Origin of the sequence: Dokdonia pacifica (assembly GCF_900188275.1) — a bacterium.
GTDB lineage: Bacteria > Bacteroidota > Bacteroidia > Flavobacteriales > Flavobacteriaceae > Dokdonia > Dokdonia pacifica.
This window is the reverse complement of the sequence record NZ_FZNY01000010.1, coordinates 1-22,866: the sequence shown is the minus strand read 5'-3', so window position 1 is coordinate 22,866 and position 22,866 is coordinate 1. Positions and strand designations below refer to the sequence as shown.

Sequence of the window (22,866 nt, the reverse complement as noted above, 5' to 3'; positions counted from 1 at the left end):
GGAGTGCAAAATTACGTATTGTTTTCTGATTTTCAAAGACTAAAACAAATAATCTTACGATCATCATTATATAAAAACAATCTACAAACTTATATGTACAGAAATGACATTAAAGTCTATGATGTCCCAAAACTAAATACAAACTGATAATCAAACATTTATGCATTCTCAAATGATTCGTTAAATTTTATTAATAATACGTAATTATAGAAGTAATTTATTTATTTTAGAAGTTATTAATCAATCATAAATTTTATCACATGAAAAAAACTACTTATCTATTAGCTTTTTTAAGCATCTCAGCCTTTGCTCAAGAAACAGCATATGGCCCAGATACGATTCCATCTACAACAACAAATAATGTTACTGAAGGAACGATAACAAGAGTTGATAATGGCACAAGAGCTGTTATTGATTCTTTTACAACTCTTGCTGATTTTAATGATGCTTTAGGAGATTGTAATGACGCAACATTAACATCAGAAGATTTTTCAAATGGCCCTGGAGGTATTACAAACTGTGGAGAAACGATAAGTTCTGATGGAGATGGTTGTTTTGCTGCTGGAGAAATTGAAACTGGATTTAATGTAACATCTTCTGAAATTGCAAACCCAGCTGCGGTTGTAAGTATCCCTGCTGGTTCGCTAGGAAATGCAGATCCTTTAGTAGGCGCTTTTACTTTTGCTGAATTTACCATCATCAGTTTTGATAATGGCCCTACCGCTATAGCTTTTGATCTTTGGGAAAATAATGATCCTACTACAACCATCAGAATCTATAACGATGCAGATGAATTAATCGAAACATTTATGGCAAATACACCTACTAATACGCAAACGTTCTTTGGATTTTATGCAAATGAACCTATTTCAAGAGTAGAATTAGAAGGAAATAACGATAGTGGTGAATTATTTGGTAATTTCTTATTTGGAGCAGATTGTAGTAATTTAGGAATTGAAGATCAAATATTATCGGAAATCTCTGTTTTCCCGAATCCTACTACAAATTTTATAACGCTTAACATACCATCTAATATTTCTGTTCAGAAAATGTCTTTAATAGATATTACAGGTAAAAACACACAGCTATCGATTACTGACAATACATTAAACATGAGTAATCTTGCTAACGGTGTCTATATCTTAAAAGTAGAAACATCAGCTGGAATTGCTGTTCGTAAGGTAATCAAGCAATAAAAAAGAGAGATACTCTAAATAATAAAAGCTCTGTAATTAAAAGTTACAGGGCTTTTTATTATACATACATATCACTTATAATTTTAATATATTTAGTTTTTAATATAAAAAATAAACTATGATGACTCCTTGGCATCTCTATATAATGGCCGCTATGTATATATTCATTGGTCTAATGCATTTTATAAAACCGAAAGCATTTTTAAGCATCATTCCAAGGTATATTCCTGCGGGGCTAAAAATGGTATACATAAGTGGATTTGTAGAGATTGGACTTGGGATTGCACTCTGTTTTAAGGAAACTAGATTCTATGCCATATGTGGAATTATAATCATGCTTTTTATTTTTCTATTGGTGCATTGGCATATGATTGCAGATGAGAAGTTCCATAAAAAATTTCCAAAACCTGTATTATGGTTTCGGTTTTTCTTGCAATTTGGTTTGATGTATTGGGCTTATTTTTATTTATAAAATGTATGAAAAATAGAATAACAATAATCGTATTGCTTTGTTGTTGCGTTTTTCTTCTAGGTTGTCCCCCTGTAATTTATGATAGTTATCACTATGTGGGTGCAAATTGTATACGAGCTACTTCTTGGCATCAAGCAACGATACAACTTACAGATGGGAGAATTATAGATATCACCACTGGATATTATAAGAGTTATGCATCGGCTCCTCCAAACAAAGGGCTTTATACAAAATTAGAGATTCCTGAAAAGTTACTTACGCAAGAAGAAATAAATGCTATTAGCATCACATCTAGTAGTTTAGGTAGTATTTTAAATACCGGAGAACCTAGAGTATATGAAGGTAATGCAACGTATTATTGGTCTCAAACAATAACTGATAGCGTTTATAAATTAAAGGCCACACGTAAAAATCTACGATCTGATACGATTACCATAAATATTGCAAATACAACATTGGTTTTCACTAAAAAACCTACCAGATAATATGCAGTTATTCTCTAGAGAACCTCAAAAACTACAACTTCCAGGAGCAAACGTTACCTATTACCCAAACTTCTTGACATTAGAAGAAGCTACTCATTATTTTAAAACTATATATGAGGAAACCCAATGGCAACAGGATGATATAAAGGTATTTGGAAAAGTATACCCGCAACCACGTCTTACAGCATTATATGCTACAAATAGTTTGCCTTATTCTTATTCTAATATAACCATGTATCCAAAAGCGTTTACTTTCGCTTTAAGCGAAATAAAAAAGAAAGTAGAAGCCATCACAACTACTGAATTCACAACATGTCTTATCAACTTGTATCGAGATGGAAAAGATAGCAATGGATGGCATGCCGATGATGAAAAAGAATTGGGTAAAAACCCTACTATCGCCTCTGTAAGTTTAGGCGCTAGTAGAGTATTTAAATTCAGGGATAAAAAGGCTAAATCTTCTGTTCACTCTATGTCTTTAGAACATGGGAGCTTATTACTTATGAAAGATGCTACCCAACATAACTGGCAACATCAAGTACCAAAGACTTCAAAATTTGTGGAACCGAGAATAAATCTTACATTCCGAACAATCAAGGGGTGAAAGCCATTCGTTTTATATAAAGATCTAGAACGACGTATCGTAAATAGAACATTAGGGGGCATTCTATTTGAGAGAACGTTCGTCCCAGATCGTTTTGTATACATTCTAATCAAAACATATACTCTGGGGGTTGTTTTACAAGTAGCTCAATTTTTTATATTTATGCCCATACAATCTATTTACAAAAAGCCAAATAGATAATAGCGATAATAATAACATGAGTAATGAATTGCTCATTTGATAGTCTGTGAGAAAGTATATGATTGTTATGCTACAAAAAATAACAACAGTCATCATTATTGTTTCTTTATAATAAACTTCCAATATGAGCATGAGGCCTAAAGCAAATTCTAAAAAAGGAAAAAGAGGTGCTACCAACTGAAAAAGATTGTTGTCCAATACTTCTGTACTTCTTAAATACATTTCTAATTTTGAAATGTATGAACCATATATAACTATATGATATAATGATTGTGCTAACATAAATAATCCTAATGCGAATTTTATAACAATATGTGATAGCACCTCTAATCTCATGAAAATCACTTTATTAACCGAGGACAAAATTATACTAAGCGCGCATAACAATTCTTGTATTTTTTTTATTAAAAATTGTACAAAATTCGTAACTTACTGATAATTAAGTTAACTATAACGTTTTCGTTAATCTTAAAAAGTTCTAATTAATTGTAAAAAATTAAAAACACCATTGTGAAAAGTTTCAGTTTACATGATACGTTTCTTATAAAAAAGTTCAAAAAAATTGGCCTTCACAGGGATCCTGAACCTAGAAATTATTTTGAAATTATTTTTATAGAAGATGGAAAAGGAAAACATTATATAAATGAATTTATAGTTACTTATGAAAAAGGAGATATATTTCTGGTAGCTCCAGAAGATAAACATCACTTCGAAATAGAAGAAGAAACTACTTTTTGCTACTTCCAATTTACAGAGCTTCTCTTTTCTAGTAAGATGAATCTTCCTGATAGATCCTACTGGCTACATCGCATTGAACGAATTATACATCATCCAAATCTATTACCTGGAGATATTATAAAAGAGAAATACGATAGAAAGCTTATATGGCATATTCATGATGTTATTAATCAAGAATATATTAGTGAAAAAGAGTTTTTTAAGCATAATATCTCTAATATGGTAAGTACTACTTTAAGTATTATTGCCAGAAATATTACTCGAGATTTCCAGCCTGTAAAAGAAATTCCTAATAAAGATGTACCTACCACAATAGATCAGATACTATCATATATAAGACAACACGTATATGAAACAGACCTGATGAAGGTAAGCTCATTAGCATCTCATTTTAATATGACAAATAGTGCTATTAGTCTCTATTTTAAAAAGAAAACTGGAGAATCTATACATCATTATATTTTAATGTATAAACTGCATCTTATAAAGTATAGATTAAAAAATACAGATTTTACAGTGTCCGAAATTGCCTATCAATTAGGTTTTACTGATGAGAGTCATCTCACACGTATTTTTAAGAAGTATAATGATATGACACCAAAACAATACAAAAACAAAGTATTGCTAGAAAACAATAATCCTTTAGGTGTATAAAGTATTACCCAAATAGTTCATTAAGTAATCCAGCAAGACGTATACCTCCTTTTTGTAGTTGTGATCGCAAAGGATTAAAGTATTGATACATATAATTATATCCTAGCTTCTCCCCTTTCTTAGTATTTGCATATATATCCTTTACAAGCGTTCTACTATCTTCCATCCAATCTCTTACACTACCTTGTTGTAATAGTGCTACTTGTTTTTTTGATAAACGTGGCATTGTAGTCGCTAGTTCTGAATATGACATATTATAATGTTCTATCATTTGTGTATCCCATACTCGATGCAAGTTTGTACCATCCCTAAACCATTGTACTTGAAAATCATTCCCTCCTTTATCTTTTCCAATACCTGTATGTAATGGTTGATGTAAATCACCAATAAAGTGGACTAACATTTTGAGATAAAAAGCTTTTTCGTCTTTAGTGCTATTTTCATTTTTAATGACTTCAATACACTTTGTGATTCCTTGTATAATATCACCTCTATCACTTTTGGAATGTGTATCATATGTCTTATCAAAAGGAACATTCACATAATGCCAAGGTCCAAAAGATCTATATTGATTATCACTTTTTATTTCATCAGCAAAAGTAGAAACGAACGCTAAGGATTGCCCATCTAATAATTTATTTATTTCTTTTTTTGCTTTTCGCGAAAGATATTGTTCAGCGATAGCTCCCGTAGTACGGTGTCCCGTTTTTCCCCATTCAAAACCTACAGCCTGTGCAATTGTAGTGCTTAATAAAAACAATGTGATGAAGATATATTTCATTATTTATTTTTTTTCAAAAATACAATGAAATTGAAGACAAACTGTTATAGTAGTAATAAGAATAGTTTCATCAGTAACAATCCATAATCATTACCTTTACATATAGATTTAGGTTTTAACATTAGTTATATGAAATACGTACATTTAGTTATACTAGCATTTTTAGCTTCACACATTGTATATAGTCAGAACAGCTCTATTGAAAGAGACGTAAAGGTAAATCCATATGTATATGGTACCTTATTACAACCTAAAGAAGGTGCAGACAATTTAGTTATTATCATTCCTGGATCTGGACCAACAGATCGAAATGGAAATCAACAATTAACACGTAATAACTCTTTGCGAATCCTCGCAGAAAAGTTAACAGCATCTGGAATTGCGACCTTTAGATATGACAAACGTGTACTCACCTTATTAAAGAAAGGGGCATTACAAGAAGAAAAATTACGTTTTGATGATTTTGTTGATGATGCCGTAGCTGCTATCAATTATTTTTCAAGCAGAAATAAATACCGTAATATATACATTGTAGGTCACAGTCAAGGTTCATTAGTTGGAATGATTGCTGCTCAACAGTCAGAGATATCTGGCTTTATATCATTAGCAGGTCCTGGACAAACCATAGATCAAACTATTTTAAGTCAAATAGAACTTCAAATGCCTGATCTCAAAGACAAAGCAAAAGATGCATTTATCCAACTAAAAGAAAATGGGAAAGTTAAAAAGTATAGCCCTGCTTTATCATCTATCTTTAGACCAGAAACACAACCATTTATGGCAAGTTGGATGCAATATGACCCAAAAGTAGAAATCCAAAAATTACAGATACCCGTTTTAATTGTAAATGGCACTAATGATATTCAAGTAGATACAAATGAAGCGACCTCATTAAAAGAAGTAAAATCTGATGCCTCTTTGGTACTCATAGAGAACATGAATCATGTATTACGTATTATTGAAGGAACAGATTCTTTAGAAAATACCAAATCATATAACGAACCTAAACGACCTATTTCTGAAGAACTCATAAATGCTATCACAGATTTTGTAACAAAGTAACGAAACACTTTGTTATAGCTTATATAAATAAGCGTCTGTTTTCTTACATTTACATTTTTAGAAAATTCCTTTATGAAAAAGATATTTTTTTACGCTTTTATTGGAGCGTTCCTGATTTCTTGTGGCTCAACACAAAACCTAAATGTATCAAAAAATACTACTGTACAAGTCGCTATTGACATCGCAAATGTTGTTGAAGATAAAGTTTCTGTACGTATTCAACCAGGAACAATTACAACAGACCAAGTAACTTTTTATGTCCCCGAAACAGTACCAGGAACCTATTCTGATGATGATTATGGTAATTATATAGAAAATGTAGAAGTCTTTTCTAAAACAGGTTCTCAACTTAAAGTAGAAAAAACTTCATCTAATACTTGGCAAATTGATAATGCTATAAATCTTGGATATATTCAATATCAAGTAAATGACACCTATGATATTGAAGCAGAGCATGATATTTTTTCACCATCGGGAACCAATTTCAAAGAAAATGAGCAATTTATGCTTAACCTACATGGTTTAGTAGGTTACATCCAAAATCAAGAAGAATACACCTATAATATTGATATAAATAGACCAACAGAAATAGAACCTACAACTTCCCTATCTAAGCAAAATGTGCCAGAATATACACAAGCAACTTTTGAAAAACCTCAACAAATAGATAGTTATCTAGCAACACGTTACTTTGAAGTTATAGACAACCCTATCATGTACAATGCACCTAACAAAGAGGTTTTTGACATACAAGGTATTACCATAGAAGTAAGTGTGTATAGTCCTAATGATGTTGTAAAAGCTTCAAATCTCAGACCAAACATTGAGAAGATGATGAAGGCACAAAAAACCTATCTAGGCGCTATGAATACAACAGATCGTTATAGTATACTACTATATTTAAGTACTGTTGGACCTGAAGATGCACAAGGCTTTGGAGCGTTAGAACACCATAAATCAACAGTTGTTGTCTTACCAGAAATGTTACCACAAGAGGCAATGGACGCGGCTATTATAGATGTGGTTGCACATGAATTTTTTCATATTGTAACTCCCTTAAATTTACATTCTACAGAGATTCATAAGTTTAGATATAATGACCCAAAGATGAGTCAGCATTTATGGATGTATGAAGGAATTACAGAATATTTTGCACAACACTTTCAAGTACACCAAGGACTGGTAAATAACGCAGAATTTTATAATACAATCGTAACTAAAATTACCAATTCAAAAAGTTATAATGACTCCTTATCATTTACTAAAATGAGTCAAAACATCTTAGATGAACCTTATGCATCTAACTATGGAAATGTATATGAGAAAGGAGCTCTTATAGGTATGTGTTTAGATATATTAATGCGTGAAAATAGTAAAGGAGAAAGAGGGTTATTAAGCTTAATGAAAGAACTCACAGATCGTTATGGACCAAATCGTCCATTTGAAGATGCTGCAATTATCCCTCAAATAACAGAAATGACATATCCAGCTATTGGAGATTTTTTTGAAAAACACGTTATAGGAACTGTACCTATTAACTACAGTGCTTTCTTTGACAAAGTAGGTTTAGAATATAATACAGAGCTAGCGCCTACTGGTTATTTTATTGATATGGCTACAAACACTCCCTATATAGATGGGTCGCAAGCTGATAATACCATTTTTATAAGGAAAGGTATTGAACTTCACTCCTTTTTTAAGGATATTGGATTGCAAGGAGGTGATATTCTAAAGAAAATCAATGGAACATCATACGATCTTTCAAATATATATGCACTCATATCGCAATCTACCACTTGGAAAGAGGGAGAAAATATTTCTTTCATAGTTGATAGAGATGGACAAGAAATAATACTAGAAGGAGAAATCACAAAAGCACAAATCAACAAAGCATCTATTATAGAATTACAATATTTTGTAGAAGGTCCAGAATTAAGACTCCGCCAAAGTTGGTTAAAAGGTTCTTAAAATAGATATTTTAACTATTCATTAAGTATATATTTGCGGTCATGCGCAAAAAAATACTCTTGCTAGCCATCTTGCATGTAACTTTTTTATCCTTCTCTCAGGAAAAAGAAGTCTTTGTAAAATATATCGATTCAGATATAACAGTAGATGGTAAACTAGACGAAAAGGTATGGAGTCAAGTAGAACCTGCAAAAAACTTCTGGCAGTACTTCCCTACAGATACAATCCAAGCTAAAAGTCAAACAGAAATCAGGTTCTTATATGACGATCAAAAACTATATGTAGGTATTAAAGTATACGCGCCCGGTAATGATTACATTGTTCCATCTTTACGTCGTGATTTTAGAGCTGGAGGAAGTGATAACATCACTTTAATGTTTGATACATTTAATGATGGTGCTAACGCATTTCTTTTTGGATCAAATCCAGAAGGTGTCTTACGAGAAGCTTTAGTTTCTGGTGGAGGTACTGATCTAAGAGGTTTTACTACCAGTTGGGATACAAAATGGGTAGGTGAGACTGAAAAATATGATGGTTATTATATATGTGAATGGGCTATTCCATTTTCTGCACTAAAATTTCGAGAAGGCGAAACCCGATGGCGATTTAATTCTTATCAATTTGATACCCAAGGTAATGAACGAAACACGTGGATTCAAATTCCGCAGAGTCAGTTTATTTTTAATCTAGCATATATGGGTGATATGGTTTTTGAAAAACCATTAGGAAGCCCTCGTAGTCCTATATCTGTTATTCCATATGTAAATGGGCTCGCTGGAAAAGATTTTGAAACAGACGAAGAGACTACCGATATAAAAGTAGGAGGCGATGCAAAATTTACTATAGGAAACAGCCTTAACTTAGATGTTACTATAAATCCAGATTTCTCTCAGGTAGAAGTAGATAATGTTATTACAAATTTGAGTCGTTTTGAAGTAAACTTACCTGAACGACGTCAGTTTTTTATTGAAAATAATGATCTATTTGCAGATTTTGGAGACTCACGTGCTGCAAATCCATTCTTCTCTAGACGTATAGGAATTGCAACAGATATAGATGGAAATACCACGCAAAATGATATTCTTGCGGGCGCTCGATTAAGCGGAAAATTAAATAACAATTTTAGAATTGGCCTACTTAACATACAAACAGCAAATGACGCCGAACAAGAGATTGCTGGAAATAATAATACAGTTGTAGCACTACAACACAAAGTATTTAGTCGTTCTAATGTCGGAGTCATTTTTGTAAATAGGCAAAATACAAGTGATGAAGCTTTTGTAACTCCTGATGAAGAGTACAATAGGCTTATAGGTATAGATTATAACTTAGCAAATAAGGATAATAGCTGGAATGGTAAGTTTTTTATACATAAGTCTTTTACACCAAACACCACTAGCAATGACTTTTCTGGTGGCGCGCGATTAGAATACAATCGCAATAACTGGCGTGTACTTACTTCTAATATTTTTGTAGGTGAGAACTTTAATTCTGATTTAGGGTTTATTCCTCGTAAAGATGTTTTCAGATCCTTTAATAGAGTAGAACGTCTTATTTTTCCAAAAAGCGGAAAGATTAACAGGCATATTTTCTCATTAGGAACATTCTTTGTTTTTCGCCCAGAATTAGACTTCGAAAAAGCAGATCACACTTTTGCACCTCGCTGGCAAGCAGAGTTTAAGAACACCAGTAACCTTAGTATCACGGCACGTTCTCGATACACATTACTTTTTGATGGTTTTGACCCCTCACGATCTGATGGATTAGAACTAGCTGCAGGTACAGAGTATTATTATGAAAGCGTCGAAGCAGAATACAGGTCAGACATGCGTAGTATTTTTTCATATAATGTAAATACAACTTATGGAGAGTTTTTTAACGGCGATTTACTTACACTACGAGGTGGTGTTAACTTAAGACTACAACCGCACTTTGTTATTGGATTAAATGCCCGTTATGATCGCATTGATTTACCAGATCCTTTTTCAGATAATGATATCTGGTTGATCAGTCCTCGTATGGAAGTGACTTTTAATAAATCTTTATTCTGGAACACACTCATTCAATATAGCTCATTACAAGACAATCTTGGTATTAACTCAAGGCTGCAATGGCGTTTTGCGCCACTCTCTGATCTCTTCTTAGTGTATAATGACAACTATTTTACAGATAACGTTTTTGCTCCGCGAGTGCGTTCTATTAATCTTAAAGTGACGTATTGGTTATATTTATAACTATATTGTGGTGCTGCGTACGCTTTCGCGAAAGCGTATAAAGAATCATTAAAAATCATCAATATTACTCGTACTCTATGGAGGGACATGCTTTTTTTACAAACGATGCTATTGTTTTTGGACTTCTAGCCATTATTTTAGGATTTGTATTTTATACTTCTAACAAGAAGGAAGGTTTTTGGGGAGGATTTTATAAATATATACCAGCATTATTACTATGCTATATGCTTCCTGCTGTTTTAAACTTACTTGGACTTGTAGATGGAGAATCTTCCAAGTTATATTTTGTAGCAAGTAGGTATTTATTACCTGCTGCCATCGTATTATTTACGATAAGTGTAGACTTAAAAAGTATTCTAAACCTTGGTCCTAAGGCATTAATTATGTTTATTACTGGTACTATAGGAATTATAATAGGCGGTCCTATAGCCATACTAATTGTCTCAATTTTTTCACCAGAAACCGTTGGTGGATCTGGCCCTACAGAAGTATGGAAAGGTTTATCTACGATTGCTGGAAGTTGGATAGGTGGAGGAGCAAATCAAGCTGCTATGCTTGAGATTTATGAATATGACAAAGTAGAATTTGGTAAAATGGTGCTGGTAGATGTGCTTATGGCAAATGTATGGATGGCTATTCTTTTATTAGGAATAGGCAAAACCAAACGAATAGATAAATGGTTAAAAGCCGATAGTTCTTCTATAGAGACTTTAAAGAGTAAGGTTTCGGAATTTTCTGATAGTGTTAAAAGAAATCCTTCATTAAACGACTTAATGATTATCCTAGGGATTGCATTTGGGGCTGTGGGTATTTCTCATTTTGGAGCAGATCATATTACACAATTATTTTCTGATGTTCCCAAAAGCTCTACATTATATACATTTACAAAGCCCTTTTTCTGGCTTGTAACTATTGCTACAATCATTGGAGTAAGTTTATCATTTACAAAAGCAAAAAATTATGAAGGTGCCGGCGCTAGTAAATTAGGAAGTGTTTTTATATACATTTTAGTAGCTACTATAGGAATGAGTATCGATTTAGGAAGTGTTTTTGAAAACCCCGGACTTATCATAATAGGATTTATCTGGATATCTATCCATGCTATTTTACTAATTATTGTTGCAAAACTTATCAAGGCACCGTATTTCTTTCTTGCAGTAGGGAGTCAAGCCAATGTAGGTGGGGCTGCTTCGGCGCCTGTAGTAGCGGCAGAGTTCCATCCTTCACTAGCGAGTGTTGGAGTGTTACTGGCTGTTTTTGGATATGTAGTTGGAACCTATGGAGCCATATTGTGTACAATTTTAATGCAAATGGCAGCCGCGGGCTAGTATTTCAATAAAAATAATAGCATCTTTGTGCTCTAATTGAAACCGAATTAATGAGAAGATTTTTTGCTCTTTTGCTATTGACTTGTGTAATTGTTTCTTGTTCTGAATCAAAAAACTTTACTGTATCTGGAACCGTAAAAGGCCTTAAAAAGGGAACCCTCTATCTACAACGTATTCAAGATACGGTATTATCTAACATAGATTCTCTAGTAGTAGATGGTGATCCTGAATTTGAATTTTCACTTAATTTAGAAGAACCAGAAGTTTTGTATTTACACTTAAATAAGGTAGATGCATCTGGATATGATGATCGTATTATGTTTTTTGCTGAACCAGGAGAAATGAATATCACGACCTCACTAAAGAATTTTGAAGGTTTTGCAGCGGTTATTGGGGCAGAAAATCAAATGAGATGGACTGAATTCCAAAAAATGAATCAGAAATTTAATGACAAAAACTTAGATCTTATTAAAGGGTCTTATGAAGCTCAAATTTCTGGTGTACAAGATGATATTTTAAGATACGATGATTCATTACAACGCTTACTTACATCTAAATATAGATATACAGGACAATTTGCCTCGACAAATTCAGAGTTAGAAATGGCTCCTTTTCTTATATTAAGTCAAATTCCTGATGCTAACATAACCTATCTAGATACATTATATAGCCGTTTTCCAAATAAGATAAAGCGTTCTAAATATGGGAAACAACTTAAAAAATTAATCGAAGAGCGTAAATCTGCAGAACAAGAATAAATATATACTCACATTTATAAATTGAAGTCCCTACTGTATTACAGTGGGGATTTTTTATTCCTAAAACTCTACACTCACTACATAATACGTTTACGAAACAATGACATACGCTTACTCATTAAGCGCTTGCATTTACAGGTTATACAAATTTCCAACTATTTATTTCTAGTAATTTGATAATGAGTAATGTATAAAACTTTCAGTTTAAACAAATATGCTCATCATTAAAGACAGCAACCTGAATGTCTTTAAATATTCAGGACGTATTAACTTAATATTTTAGTATTATGAAAAAATTAATGAAACTTAAAGGTGCAAGTGCGCTTAGCTCGCAAGAACAAAAAGAAATAAAAGGTGGAAACATTCCTATTCTCATTGAATGTCAGGTAGGCTGTGCTGGTTTAAGTAATGGTGCACGTTGTTATGCATCAGATAATTGTAATTGTCCAGGGAGATGTGGTTCTAATGGCTGTATTCCATTTTAAAATAAAAAAATGTATAGGTCTAATCATTCATTAGGCCTATACTTTATTATCGGTATTACCTCTACATATTGATTATTTGTTTATTTTGAAGGAAATATGCAAAATCAGTGTCCCTAAACAATACAAAGGTTTATTATTTATTTAAATTATATACGTATCCCTATTTCGTGTATAAGAAACTTTTCATCCTACTTAGCATATGTATCTATACAAGTTGTTCTCATTCCAAAAAAGAACCTCTTCATTCAGCTAAATTAACAACAATTCTTAGTCAGATAGATTCATTACCAGCGATTGATAGAATATATGCATTACGCAATTTTAAAGACATTAGCTCATTACCAGATAGTACTAAAACTATTTATTATGACTACTTAGCAAATGCGTATGTAACTGAAAAAAAATACGACTCTGCAATTGTTTTTTTTCAAAAGGAACTTACACATATTAAACAACCCATTGACACCGAAAAAGAAGCCGTCTTATATTACAAGCTTTGGGACTTATATAGAATAAAAGGTGAATTAGGAAATCAAATTGCTATCACTACAGATTTTGAAGAGCAACTCTCCCCTAGCCTAGATATTGGATTAGTACATCTTAACTACTTAAAGCAAAGTAATAATGAGGCAAACGGAAATTACAAAGAAGCATCTAATAACAATATACTCAGAATAAAAGTCCTTAAAAAACTAGTAGACAAAGATTCAACAAACAGCTTATTTAAAGAACGTTTACGGCTAGCACTATTAGATAAAGCACACATCACCTACTTATACTTAAGAGATAAAAAACAATCTTTTGCTACCCTAGATAGTCTTATTACTATTAAAGATTTAACTCCTAATACAGCGCAATTATTATACACTAATTATGGGGTATATCAATACCATGAAGGAGATAAAGAAAAAAGCCTCTCCCTCTATAAAAAGGGAGTGAGTGCTATGAAAATGCTAGATAAAAACGCCTTTGACGTCCCAAATACTATCGCAGTAGGCTATGCTAATATTGCAGAAGTTCTTATAGACTTAAAGCAATTTGAAAGCGCAAAAAAGTACTTAGACACCCTTGCAACTATGGGAATACATACCTTAGAAGAAAGTTTACAGCGTAATATCTTAAAGTATCAATTACGACTACAAATAGATTCTGAGGGACGTTATGGAAATACTACTGCACTTCTAGACACATTATCAAAATATCAAGATCAAGCCTATCGTAAGAAATTTTCAAAGGAACTTGTATCTCTTACCGCTGCAAAAGAAAAACAACAAGAACTATCTCTTAAAAATCAACAAGCAGAATTTGAAAAAAGAAGATTTAAAACCATCACATGGTCTATTGGGATACTATCAATAATAGCAATTTTTGTGTTTGTATGGTTTAGGCGTTATAGAGAACAACAAAAAGAGCTTTTAATGCAGCAACGTCTATTGAGAGCACAAATGAATCCGCATTTTACATTTAATGCGCTGTACTCCATTCAAAGTTTAATTAAAACTGATAGCGTGCTTGCTATAAAATACCTCAACCATTTTTCAAAACTATTACGATCGGTACTGGAAAATTCTATGGCAAATTATGTTCCTATAGAAGATGAACTACAATCTATAGTGGAGTACATAGAATTACAGCAATTACGATTCCCAAAACGTTTTACATACAGCATACAGAATGAATTACCAGAAGATTGTATTGACATCCCTTCTATGCTTATTCAGCCATTTGTAGAAAATGCCATCGAACATGGATTTGCTGATATTACGTATGAGGGCGTGTTGTTAATTACGCTTTCGCGAAAGCATAAAAAGCTTTTTTGCATAATAGAAGATAATGGTAGTGGTATACAAGAGGGTAATCGCTCCAAAAAATCTGCTTCCATACAGTTAATCAAAGATTTTATTTCAAAAAAGACAAAAACGGCAGTTACGATACAAGCAAATACAGCGTCATCATCAAAAACTGGTGTTATCGTTATGTTTCAACTTCCATATAAATTATATACGAATGATTAAAGTTGTTTTAGTAGAAGATGAGCCTTTATTTAGGGCAGATATTTCTCAAATACTAGAAACGTATTTTAAAGACGTTATTTCTATAGTTGGGATTGGTTATAATATGATTTCGGGAATAAAAGAAATAACTACCCATCGTCCTAATCTCGTATTATTAGATATTAATTTAGGAGATGGGACAGGATTTGAGCTCTTAGAAAAAATTGAGAATCAAGATTTTGCCTTAATTTTCATTACAGGTTATGACAAGCATGCTATTCAAGCCATTAAGATTGGGGCATTAGATTATATAATGAAACCCATTAATGAAGAAGAGTTTATTCAAGGTATTCAAAAAGCAATTGCTTCTATTACTTCTCGAAATTCGCTTCCAGATTCTAGGATAATTGCATCTCAATTTTATTCTGAAAAATATATTGAAAAAATTGTTGTCTCTACAAGTGATGCTATGCATGTGCTGCAACAAGAAGATATTTACTATTGTGCAGCCGATGGGAATTACACTAAGTTTTTTACTGTATCAGGAACTATAATGGTAGCGCGTACGCTAAAATTTTATGACGCTGTTTTTGATCAATCTCATTTTATACGATGTCACCGATCTTATGTTGTCAATAGAAATCATGTACAACGCTATGACAAAAGTGGTTTTCTTATTCTTACAAACAATATTCAAATTCCTATTTCTAGTAGAAAGAAAAATGAGGTATTGAAAACATTATTTGGGTAAACGCTTACGAAACCAATCATAGCACTTACTAAACAACAGGTTTCGTAAACGTAATAACAATCATAACATTGAAAATATAAAATACATTAGTGATTAATCATCAACACATAAAAAATGATAATTATGAAAAAGTATATTGGTTTTATATTGATTTTACTAGTTATTTCCTGTACAACAGAAGATACACTAGAAACACATCTTACATCAACAAACCTAACCATTACATCTCCTAAAGACTCTGTAATACCTACACAATCACAACAAAGAACTATAGAAGATGATATTGAAATATTTAGATTGCAAATGGAATGGGCAGCGTTTATAACAGCAGAAATACTTGCAGAATCAAATGAAGTTGCTCCTCATACCGCAGTCATTACAGATATGGATAATGCCATTGCAATATATGGTTCTGTGATTCCTCTTAAGGAGTTATTAGGTGCTCAATCAAATTATCCAAATTTTAAAGTAGCTTTTCGAAATAAATTTCTAGAATACTATATAGGAGATTGCAGACCAAATTTTGGAGTACAACGCCCTCCAAATAATGCTTTAATAAGTGATAATCCTCCTCCTCCAACAGCTCCTAATACTTCAGTACCTTACTTTGAGTGGGCAGAAAGTTTTACCGTATCCTATATCAATCAAATTACTAATGAGAATTGTGTAGAATTATACATTCCAAATGGGCTTACTTACGGTCCTTCTCCTAATAGCCCTATGCAATCTGGTATAGGAGGAGATCTTGAAGATATAGCAGTATATACTACTGGAGCACATCCTCTAACTACTCAAACTTCTGATGGCCCTGGATGGAGAATGTATCCTGGGAAACCTAAAATCACATTATGCCAATCGTATATCCCTGCGGGATCAACCGTATTGTCTACATTTAACACTGCTTTTGATAATGTGATTATTGCAAGACCCTACAGAGATCAAAGTGTAGGGTGTAATTATATATCTATAAATGTAGATGATTTTACGCTTTACTTAGATTAGATATTAAAATATAAATTCCCCATCTAGCTATATTAAGATGGGGAATCACCTAGTTGGTTAGGTTGGTTATTTACCTTTATAAAATGTAATTGTTATAATCTCACAAATCCATTTAATATTTTTTCACAATCTTCTATATAGGATTTTAAAAGTCCTTGCGAAGTATACGTGATAAATTGTACAGTACCTGTTGGACTAGAATAATAATATCCGTAGTATGTAAATTTAATACCTTGAAGGGTCCCGTTGAGTTGTAAAAATAATACTTTCTGATCATTTACAGTTCTGTACTCTTCTTGTATTACTTCTAGATCTGGTGCTGCATCTCTACCATTTTCTAATGCAATTTCTTTCAGATTTTCTATCGGAATTTCTAGTTTTTCTGTGATAATCATTCCATATAAATCTTCCCCTTTAAGTTGAAGTTCATACTCAGCTTCAGGGTTATCTTTTGATTTTTGAAAGCTCCATTCTGTTGGATCAAGCCAGACACCAACATTGGTTACTTTACTTTTTAGTAAAAATGTTGCGTCTTCATCTTTTACAAAAGGATCAGGATTTACAGGAGTATCTTTTGCAATCTCATCTTCTACATTAGCATACTTCCAAGTACCATTTTGATACAATAATACTTCTTCTCCTAATTCTGTAACTGCTTTTTGCTGTGCATTGATTGTAATACATCCTAAGAACGCTAAAGCAACGATTATTTTTTTCATGAATTATTAACTATTTTTTAAGAATTGCTAATTAATGAAAAAAAAATGACTTTTGAGAATTACTTTATTGAAAGTAATTAGCATTATTTAATAATTACTACTTGCAAACTATTTGGATCTTTCGGAATCTTTCTTAAAAACATATAGATGTATAGTAAAATCTATATCGGCTTGTAGATAATGATCTTCTTCTAAAAAGTATATTGTAGAAAGCATTACCGAGTCAATTTACATGTATATATGAAAGCTCATGAAAATACGAGTAACGATCTTGTTTTTGAAAAGTGTTATCTGTGCTTTTAAAGATGATCCAAACAACAAAATACCTATAGGAAAAGCCAATGATAATCGTAGTAAGCAATTCTATTCCAAAAAATGTTCTATATGTCTCTATAAAGACTATCTAAACAACAAGAATATCTACAAGAAAAACCATGGAAATTAAGTAGGAACGATCTTGTTTTAAAAAGTGTGCTGTAAGCTACACTTTTTAAAACAAGATCACCCACATATAGGTCGTATTGAGACATCTAGGAAACAAAAAAGCTTCTCATTTCTGAGAAGCTTTTAAAGAGCCGATGGAGGGACTCCCTTCGACTACGCTCAGGATAAACTTCTCGTCCCTCTTATTTTATTTGAAAATAATGCACCATTTTAAAAACAAAAAAGCCTCTCATTTCTGAGAAGCTTTTGAAGAGCCGATGGAGGGACTCGAACCCACGACCTGCTGATTACAAATCAGCTGCTCTAGCCAGCTGAGCTACATCGGCATTGCGGCTGCAAATATAAAATAGAATCTCATATTTGCAACAACTTTTTAAAAAAAAATTTACAAATTATTGATGCGATCTACAAGACCTGTTGCTTTCTCTTCAAGCTCAGCACGAACCGCTCCTAAATGTTTTTTTCTATTTTCTACTTTTCTATCATTTACTTTTTCTATAAGCGTGTCAAATGTCGCTATAGCATCATCAATTACTGCTTCGCCTTTTGCTGCATCTCCTTCTGGATTAAGTGCTTCCCAAACGTAAACAGCATCAATGATATCGCCTAATACAAAATTGATATCTTTCTTTAAATCTCTAATATTTGCCATAATCTATTATTTGGTGCAAAATTAAGATAATTTAAAGCGTTTTACAGATAAACTTCAAGAAATTTAGCATCAACACCTTCTATACTAACAGATGTACAATCTGCTGGAATTAATAAGGTCTCTCCTAAGCTTAAATGATATGCTTCTCCTTGATGTGTACACACCATTTCACCAGCTACCATCATAAGTACCGTAAAACTATCTGTACGGTCTATTGTATATGGCGTATGATCTAATAAAGTAATATCGGTTTTAAAAAATGGGCAGTGTTTTAAAACTTGTGCTCCTATGGTAGTAGGATTGTGTTCTAAGATATAGTCATCAGGATTTGTATAGTTTAATGCCTTACGGGCATGATCTATATGTAAATCACGCAAAGAACCATCTGGTTGTTTTCGGTTATAATCAAATACACGATACGTGATATCTGATGTTTGTTGGATTTCTGCAAGCACAATCCCCTTCCCTATCGCATGTATCAAACCTGCGCTTATAAAAAAAGAATCACCCGCTTTTACATCTAGGTATTGAAGGTTGTCATTTACAGTTCCGTTAGCAACAGATGCATCAAATTTTTCTGGTGTCATTTCTCCATCAAAGCCAATAATAAGCTGTGCTCCGGGTTCTGCTTTAAGGATATACCACATTTCTGTTTTCCCTTTTCCATTATGAAGTTGTTCAGCAAGTATATCGTCAGGGTGTAACTGTACAGATAAGTCGTCTGCGGCATCTATATACTTGATAAGTAACGGAAATTTTTCTCCAAATCGCTCTACTACTGAGGCTCCTAAAACCGCTTTCGCGAAAGCGGACATCACCTCACCTAATGTTTTACCTTCAAGTGCTCCATTTGTGATTATACTTTGTCCATTGGAAAGATCTGCGATTTCCCAGCTTTCGCCGAAAGGCAAATCTTGATCAGTTTTAGATAAAAAAGTCTTAAGTTGCTGACCTCCCCATATTTTTTCTTTTAATATGGGTTTAAATTGAATTGGGTACCAATCTGTTACATTCATTAAATTGTTGTTTAGTGATTTGGAGTATTTGGTTAAAAATAAACAACTATCAGGTATTTTCCAACATACACTTGTAAGTTAACATGCTGATTATCTATACTTTTAAATGTATAAAAACAAATACCACATCATTTATTAATCATCACCGATCATTTAATTTCTAATCATTCCCCTTTGTATATTACAAAGTTACGAGGGGTTTCATACAGTGTAATAGTAAGATCAAACTTAGGATCTAACATTGGTTTCATTTTATTGTAGATCACAACCGCTATATTCTCGGCAGTTGGATTTAAGTTTTTAAACTCAGGAACTTCTAAGTTTAAATTTTTATGATCAAAAGCGTCTTCTACTTCAGATTTGATGAGGTCTTTGACAATCTTCAAGTCTATTAAATAGCCCGTTTCTGGATCAATTTCTCCAGTAATTCCTACAATAAGATCATAATTATGGCCATGGTAATGAGGGTTACTGCATTTACCAAAAATACTCTTATTGGTTTCTTCATCCCATTCTTTGCGATATAATCTATGGGCTGCGTTGAAATGTGCACGTCTATTTACAGTTATTCTCATGATTCTAAATGGGAATAAAATCGTTCAAAAATAATTTTGAACCAAGCTGTATATTGTTCTGGATGTTCTTGAATATCATCCTTAACTTGTTCTAATGGCATCCATTTCCAAGAGGCAACTTCATCTTCATTAATAGCGGGTTCACCATTATAAGATCCAATTAAAATATGATCTAGTTCATGTTCGGTAAGGCCATTGTCAAAAGGAGCTTTATAAATAAAAGATGTTGTTTCCTTTAAGGGTACAACAAATCCCATTTCTTCTTGTAATCTTCGAGTACCTGCAGCGATGTTATCTTCTCCATCTCGTTGATGACTACAACAGGTGTTAGTCCATAAACCAGGAGAGTGATATTTATGTAAAGCTCTTTGTTGAAGCATGAGTTCGTTTTTATCATTAAATATAAAAACTGAAAAAGCGCGATGTAGTATTGCTTTTTCATGTGCTTCCATTTTTGGCATTAAGCCTATTTGATTATCCTGTTCATCTACCAGGATGACGAGTTCTTCTTTCATATACTCTGTAAAAGTACAAAATAGAGAATTTATTATATAAAAAAAGCGCTCTTATTAAGAGCGCTTTTAAAAATAGGCATGAATAAGCTTTATCTATCCCCCAATATAATAAATTCACTACGCCTATTATCTTGATGTGCGGCTTCACTACACGCAACATTATTTGTACATTCATTTACAGGACTTGATTCTCCATATCCTCTTCCTGTTAAACGTGATCTGTTAATTCCTTTATCTACAAGCCATTGTATGGTAGCATCATTTCTGTTTTGTGATAATCGTTGGTTATAAGAATCATTACCTCTACTATCTGTATGTGATCTTACATCTATACGAATAGTTGGATTTTCTTCCATAACTACTAATACTTTTGCTAACTCTTCGGCAGCGTCTGGTCGAATATTAAATCGATCAAAATCAAAATATATTGGATTTAAGTTCAATATATCTGACAGATCCTTCCCAGGTTCTAACGGCTTGTCTTTCTTTTCTAATTGCAATAAAGCTTCTAATTCTGCTGAAGTAGCAGGAATTGTAATTATTTTTTCGTCTGGAATATATCCTTCTTTTTCTGCTCTTACTAGCATTTCCTTATCACAACTAGGATCAAAAGAGAAAGTTGCACTAGCATCAGTAACATCTGTTCCAAATACATTCTTATTTGTATCGTACAATGTCACGGTAGCATTATCTATCTTTTCTCCTGTATCTTTATCAGTTACAAGACCTTTAAGTGTAATAATACATGGTGGCGGAGGTGTTTTTATACGCTCTAACATATAGATATCATCATTCCCTGCTTCATTACCTCTATTTGATGATAGAAAACCAACATTTGACGCTGTATTAATTATAAAAGAGAAATCATCACTTGTTGTATTTACTGGTTCACCAAGATTTATGATTTCAGAAACTTCTCCATTATTTCCAACGGTTGCTCTAAATATATCTAATCCTCCTAAACCAAGGTGTCCGTTTGAAGCAAAATACAGATTGTTTTCATCACTAATAAACGGGTAAGATTCTCTCCCTTCTGTATTAATATCATTTCCTAAGTTTACTGGAGCACTATATGTACCGTCATCCATAATTGTCACATACCATAAATCGGCATCGCCGAAAGTACCTGGCATATCTGAAGAGAAATATAATCTTTTTTCGTCTGGACTAAGTGCTGGATGAGCTATCGTATAATTATCACTAGAGAAAGGGAGTTCTTCTATATCCCTCCATTTACCGTTATCATCTTTAGTAGCTTTATAAATTTTCAGTTTGTTAGTTCCATTAATATCATCTCTGTACACACCATTATTATAATTATTCCTAGTAAAATAGATAGTATTCCCATCTTTAGTAAATGTAGGTGTGCTTTCGTGATAAGGACTATTTACACTTTTATTAAATTTCTTTGCATCTCTATACGTAGCTTCTTCATTAGAAACCATTTCTAAAGGCACTTCATAAAGATCTAGGAAAGGTTGTCCATTCCATGCATGAATTCTTTTGACAAAAAAGCCAGTATCTTTTGCAGAAGAAAAGATAAGCTTATCATTATATAATGCTGTTCCAAAATCAGAATATCCAGAATTTATAGATGTTTCGGTTACCTTATAAGTGTCCTTATATCTATCAATAGTTCTTAAATAGTCTGGATCATCATTAAAAAGTTGTGCTCTTTTATCACTTTCTTTTAACTCTTTAAAACGAGTCATAATCTCATCAGAACGTTTATAATTTTTTGTTCCTTTAAGTGAAATAGCATATCTAAAGTATGTTTCTGCTTCTACATCATCAGCATACGTATTAATTAATTTTTCATACCATACTTGTGCTTTTTCATAGGACGCATTTAAGTAATAACTATCACCTAATCTCTTATACAAGTCGGCAGATTCGTATCCTTTATCTGCAACTTTTTGATATATGTCTTGAGCATTGACATAATCATAATTATCAAAGCCTTTATTTCCTTTAGAAATTTTACTTTCTTGAGCTGTTGTAATGACAGGGGTAGATAAAATAAATAAGAGAATAAAGTATTTTTTCATGGGTTCTAATATATTAGAAGAATCTAGGTGTTAATAACCTATCATATTCGTTAAATAGTTCAAAACGTAAGAATATTTCAAAACTTCCGTCATTAAATGTGGTATCTCCTAAATCTGTTGTCTCACGATCATAGGCTAAACCTATAAGCATACTGTCTGATACTTGAAAACCTGCAAGTCCACT

The 22,866-nt window shown here is 32.6% G+C and carries 22 protein-coding genes and 1 tRNA gene; 14 read left to right on the top strand and 9 right to left on the bottom strand.

Features of this window, described 5'->3' with window-relative positions:
* The first annotated feature begins 260 nt into the window (after positions 1-260).
* From CHB80_RS21840 to CHB80_RS21815, 5 genes are all read left to right on the top strand, one after another.
* Positions 261-1,196, top strand: a complete 936-nt coding sequence (locus tag CHB80_RS21840) for a T9SS type A sorting domain-containing protein (RefSeq protein ID WP_089373650.1) — start codon at positions 261-263, stop codon at positions 1,194-1,196.
* Between the two features lie 118 nt (positions 1,197-1,314).
* Positions 1,315-1,668: a DoxX family protein gene (locus CHB80_RS21835; protein ID WP_089373649.1), complete on the top strand. Its 354-nt coding sequence runs from the start codon at positions 1,315-1,317 to the stop codon at positions 1,666-1,668.
* Between the two features lie 5 nt (positions 1,669-1,673).
* Complete coding sequence (locus CHB80_RS21830) at positions 1,674-2,153, top strand: hypothetical protein (protein ID WP_143337215.1); 480 nt, start codon at positions 1,674-1,676, stop codon at positions 2,151-2,153.
* Position 2,154: 1 nt separating this feature from the next.
* Entirely contained in the window at positions 2,155-2,757 is a 603-nt protein-coding gene (locus tag CHB80_RS21825; RefSeq protein WP_089373647.1) for an alpha-ketoglutarate-dependent dioxygenase AlkB family protein, read from the top strand.
* Between the two features lie 711 nt (positions 2,758-3,468).
* The gene (locus CHB80_RS21815; protein WP_089373645.1) at positions 3,469-4,350 is read left to right on the top strand and encodes an AraC family transcriptional regulator; all 882 of its coding nucleotides are present in this window, start codon (positions 3,469-3,471) and stop codon (positions 4,348-4,350) included.
* A gap of 4 nt (positions 4,351-4,354) precedes the next feature.
* Here the strand turns inward: CHB80_RS21815 and CHB80_RS21810 are convergent, their stop codons facing one another.
* Positions 4,355-5,131 (bottom strand): S1/P1 nuclease, encoded by a 777-nt coding sequence (locus CHB80_RS21810; protein WP_089373644.1) that lies wholly within the window; start codon positions 5,129-5,131, stop codon positions 4,355-4,357.
* A 129-nt stretch (positions 5,132-5,260) separates the two neighbouring features.
* Between CHB80_RS21810 and CHB80_RS21805 the strand changes: the two genes are divergently transcribed.
* From CHB80_RS21805 to CHB80_RS21765, 9 genes are all read left to right on the top strand, one after another.
* Positions 5,261-6,193: an alpha/beta hydrolase gene (locus CHB80_RS21805; protein ID WP_089373643.1), complete on the top strand. Its 933-nt coding sequence runs from the start codon at positions 5,261-5,263 to the stop codon at positions 6,191-6,193.
* A gap of 72 nt (positions 6,194-6,265) precedes the next feature.
* Positions 6,266-8,161 carry a M61 family metallopeptidase gene (locus CHB80_RS21800; protein WP_089373642.1) on the top strand — a complete coding sequence of 632 codons (1,896 nt, stop codon included), beginning with the start codon at positions 6,266-6,268 and terminating at the stop codon, positions 8,159-8,161.
* 41 nt (positions 8,162-8,202) lie between these two features.
* The gene (locus tag CHB80_RS21795) at positions 8,203-10,395 is read left to right on the top strand and encodes a DUF5916 domain-containing protein (RefSeq protein WP_089373641.1); all 2,193 of its coding nucleotides are present in this window, start codon (positions 8,203-8,205) and stop codon (positions 10,393-10,395) included.
* Positions 10,396-10,472: 77 nt separating this feature from the next.
* Complete coding sequence (locus CHB80_RS21790) at positions 10,473-11,723, top strand: DUF819 family protein (RefSeq protein WP_089373640.1); 1,251 nt, start codon at positions 10,473-10,475, stop codon at positions 11,721-11,723.
* 50 nt (positions 11,724-11,773) lie between these two features.
* The gene (locus tag CHB80_RS21785) at positions 11,774-12,481 is read left to right on the top strand and encodes a DUF4369 domain-containing protein (protein WP_089373639.1); all 708 of its coding nucleotides are present in this window, start codon (positions 11,774-11,776) and stop codon (positions 12,479-12,481) included.
* 299 nt (positions 12,482-12,780) lie between these two features.
* Positions 12,781-12,966, top strand: a complete 186-nt coding sequence (locus CHB80_RS21780; protein ID WP_089373638.1) for a hypothetical protein — start codon at positions 12,781-12,783, stop codon at positions 12,964-12,966.
* 167 nt (positions 12,967-13,133) lie between these two features.
* On the top strand, positions 13,134-14,981 hold the full coding sequence (locus CHB80_RS21775; RefSeq protein WP_143337214.1) for a tetratricopeptide repeat-containing sensor histidine kinase: 1,848 nt from the start codon (positions 13,134-13,136) through the stop codon (positions 14,979-14,981).
* Positions 14,974-15,711, top strand: a complete 738-nt coding sequence (locus CHB80_RS21770; RefSeq protein ID WP_089373636.1) for a LytR/AlgR family response regulator transcription factor — start codon at positions 14,974-14,976, stop codon at positions 15,709-15,711. The genes CHB80_RS21775 and CHB80_RS21770 overlap by 8 nt, the downstream gene beginning before the upstream one ends.
* A 123-nt stretch (positions 15,712-15,834) precedes the next feature.
* Entirely contained in the window at positions 15,835-16,713 is an 879-nt protein-coding gene (locus tag CHB80_RS21765) for a hypothetical protein (RefSeq protein WP_089373635.1), read from the top strand.
* A gap of 92 nt (positions 16,714-16,805) precedes the next feature.
* Here the strand turns inward: CHB80_RS21765 and CHB80_RS21760 are convergent, their stop codons facing one another.
* The 8 genes from CHB80_RS21760 to CHB80_RS21725 all read right to left on the bottom strand — a co-directional run.
* Entirely contained in the window at positions 16,806-17,432 is a 627-nt protein-coding gene (locus CHB80_RS21760; protein ID WP_089373634.1) for a hypothetical protein, read from the bottom strand.
* A 696-nt stretch (positions 17,433-18,128) separates the two neighbouring features.
* A tRNA-Thr gene (locus tag CHB80_RS21755) sits at positions 18,129-18,202 on the bottom strand.
* Positions 18,203-18,261: 59 nt separating this feature from the next.
* Positions 18,262-18,528 (bottom strand): hypothetical protein, encoded by a 267-nt coding sequence (locus tag CHB80_RS21750; RefSeq protein ID WP_089373633.1) that lies wholly within the window; start codon positions 18,526-18,528, stop codon positions 18,262-18,264.
* A 41-nt stretch (positions 18,529-18,569) separates the two neighbouring features.
* Complete coding sequence (locus tag CHB80_RS21745) at positions 18,570-19,544, bottom strand: type I phosphomannose isomerase catalytic subunit (protein ID WP_089373632.1); 975 nt, start codon at positions 19,542-19,544, stop codon at positions 18,570-18,572.
* Positions 19,545-19,708: 164 nt separating this feature from the next.
* Positions 19,709-20,119 carry a 6-pyruvoyl trahydropterin synthase family protein gene (locus CHB80_RS21740; RefSeq protein ID WP_089373631.1) on the bottom strand — a complete coding sequence of 137 codons (411 nt, stop codon included), beginning with the start codon at positions 20,117-20,119 and terminating at the stop codon, positions 19,709-19,711.
* A complete protein-coding gene (idi, locus tag CHB80_RS21735; RefSeq protein ID WP_089373630.1) occupies positions 20,116-20,634 on the bottom strand; it encodes an isopentenyl-diphosphate Delta-isomerase in 519 nt (172 codons plus the stop codon). The genes CHB80_RS21740 and idi overlap by 4 nt, the downstream gene beginning before the upstream one ends.
* An 89-nt stretch (positions 20,635-20,723) precedes the next feature.
* Positions 20,724-22,682: an OmpA family protein gene (locus CHB80_RS21730; protein WP_089373629.1), complete on the bottom strand. Its 1,959-nt coding sequence runs from the start codon at positions 22,680-22,682 to the stop codon at positions 20,724-20,726.
* A gap of 13 nt (positions 22,683-22,695) precedes the next feature.
* Positions 22,696-22,866: type IX secretion system membrane protein PorP/SprF (locus CHB80_RS21725; protein WP_143337213.1), on the bottom strand; the 171-nt coding region annotated here is incomplete at its 5' end.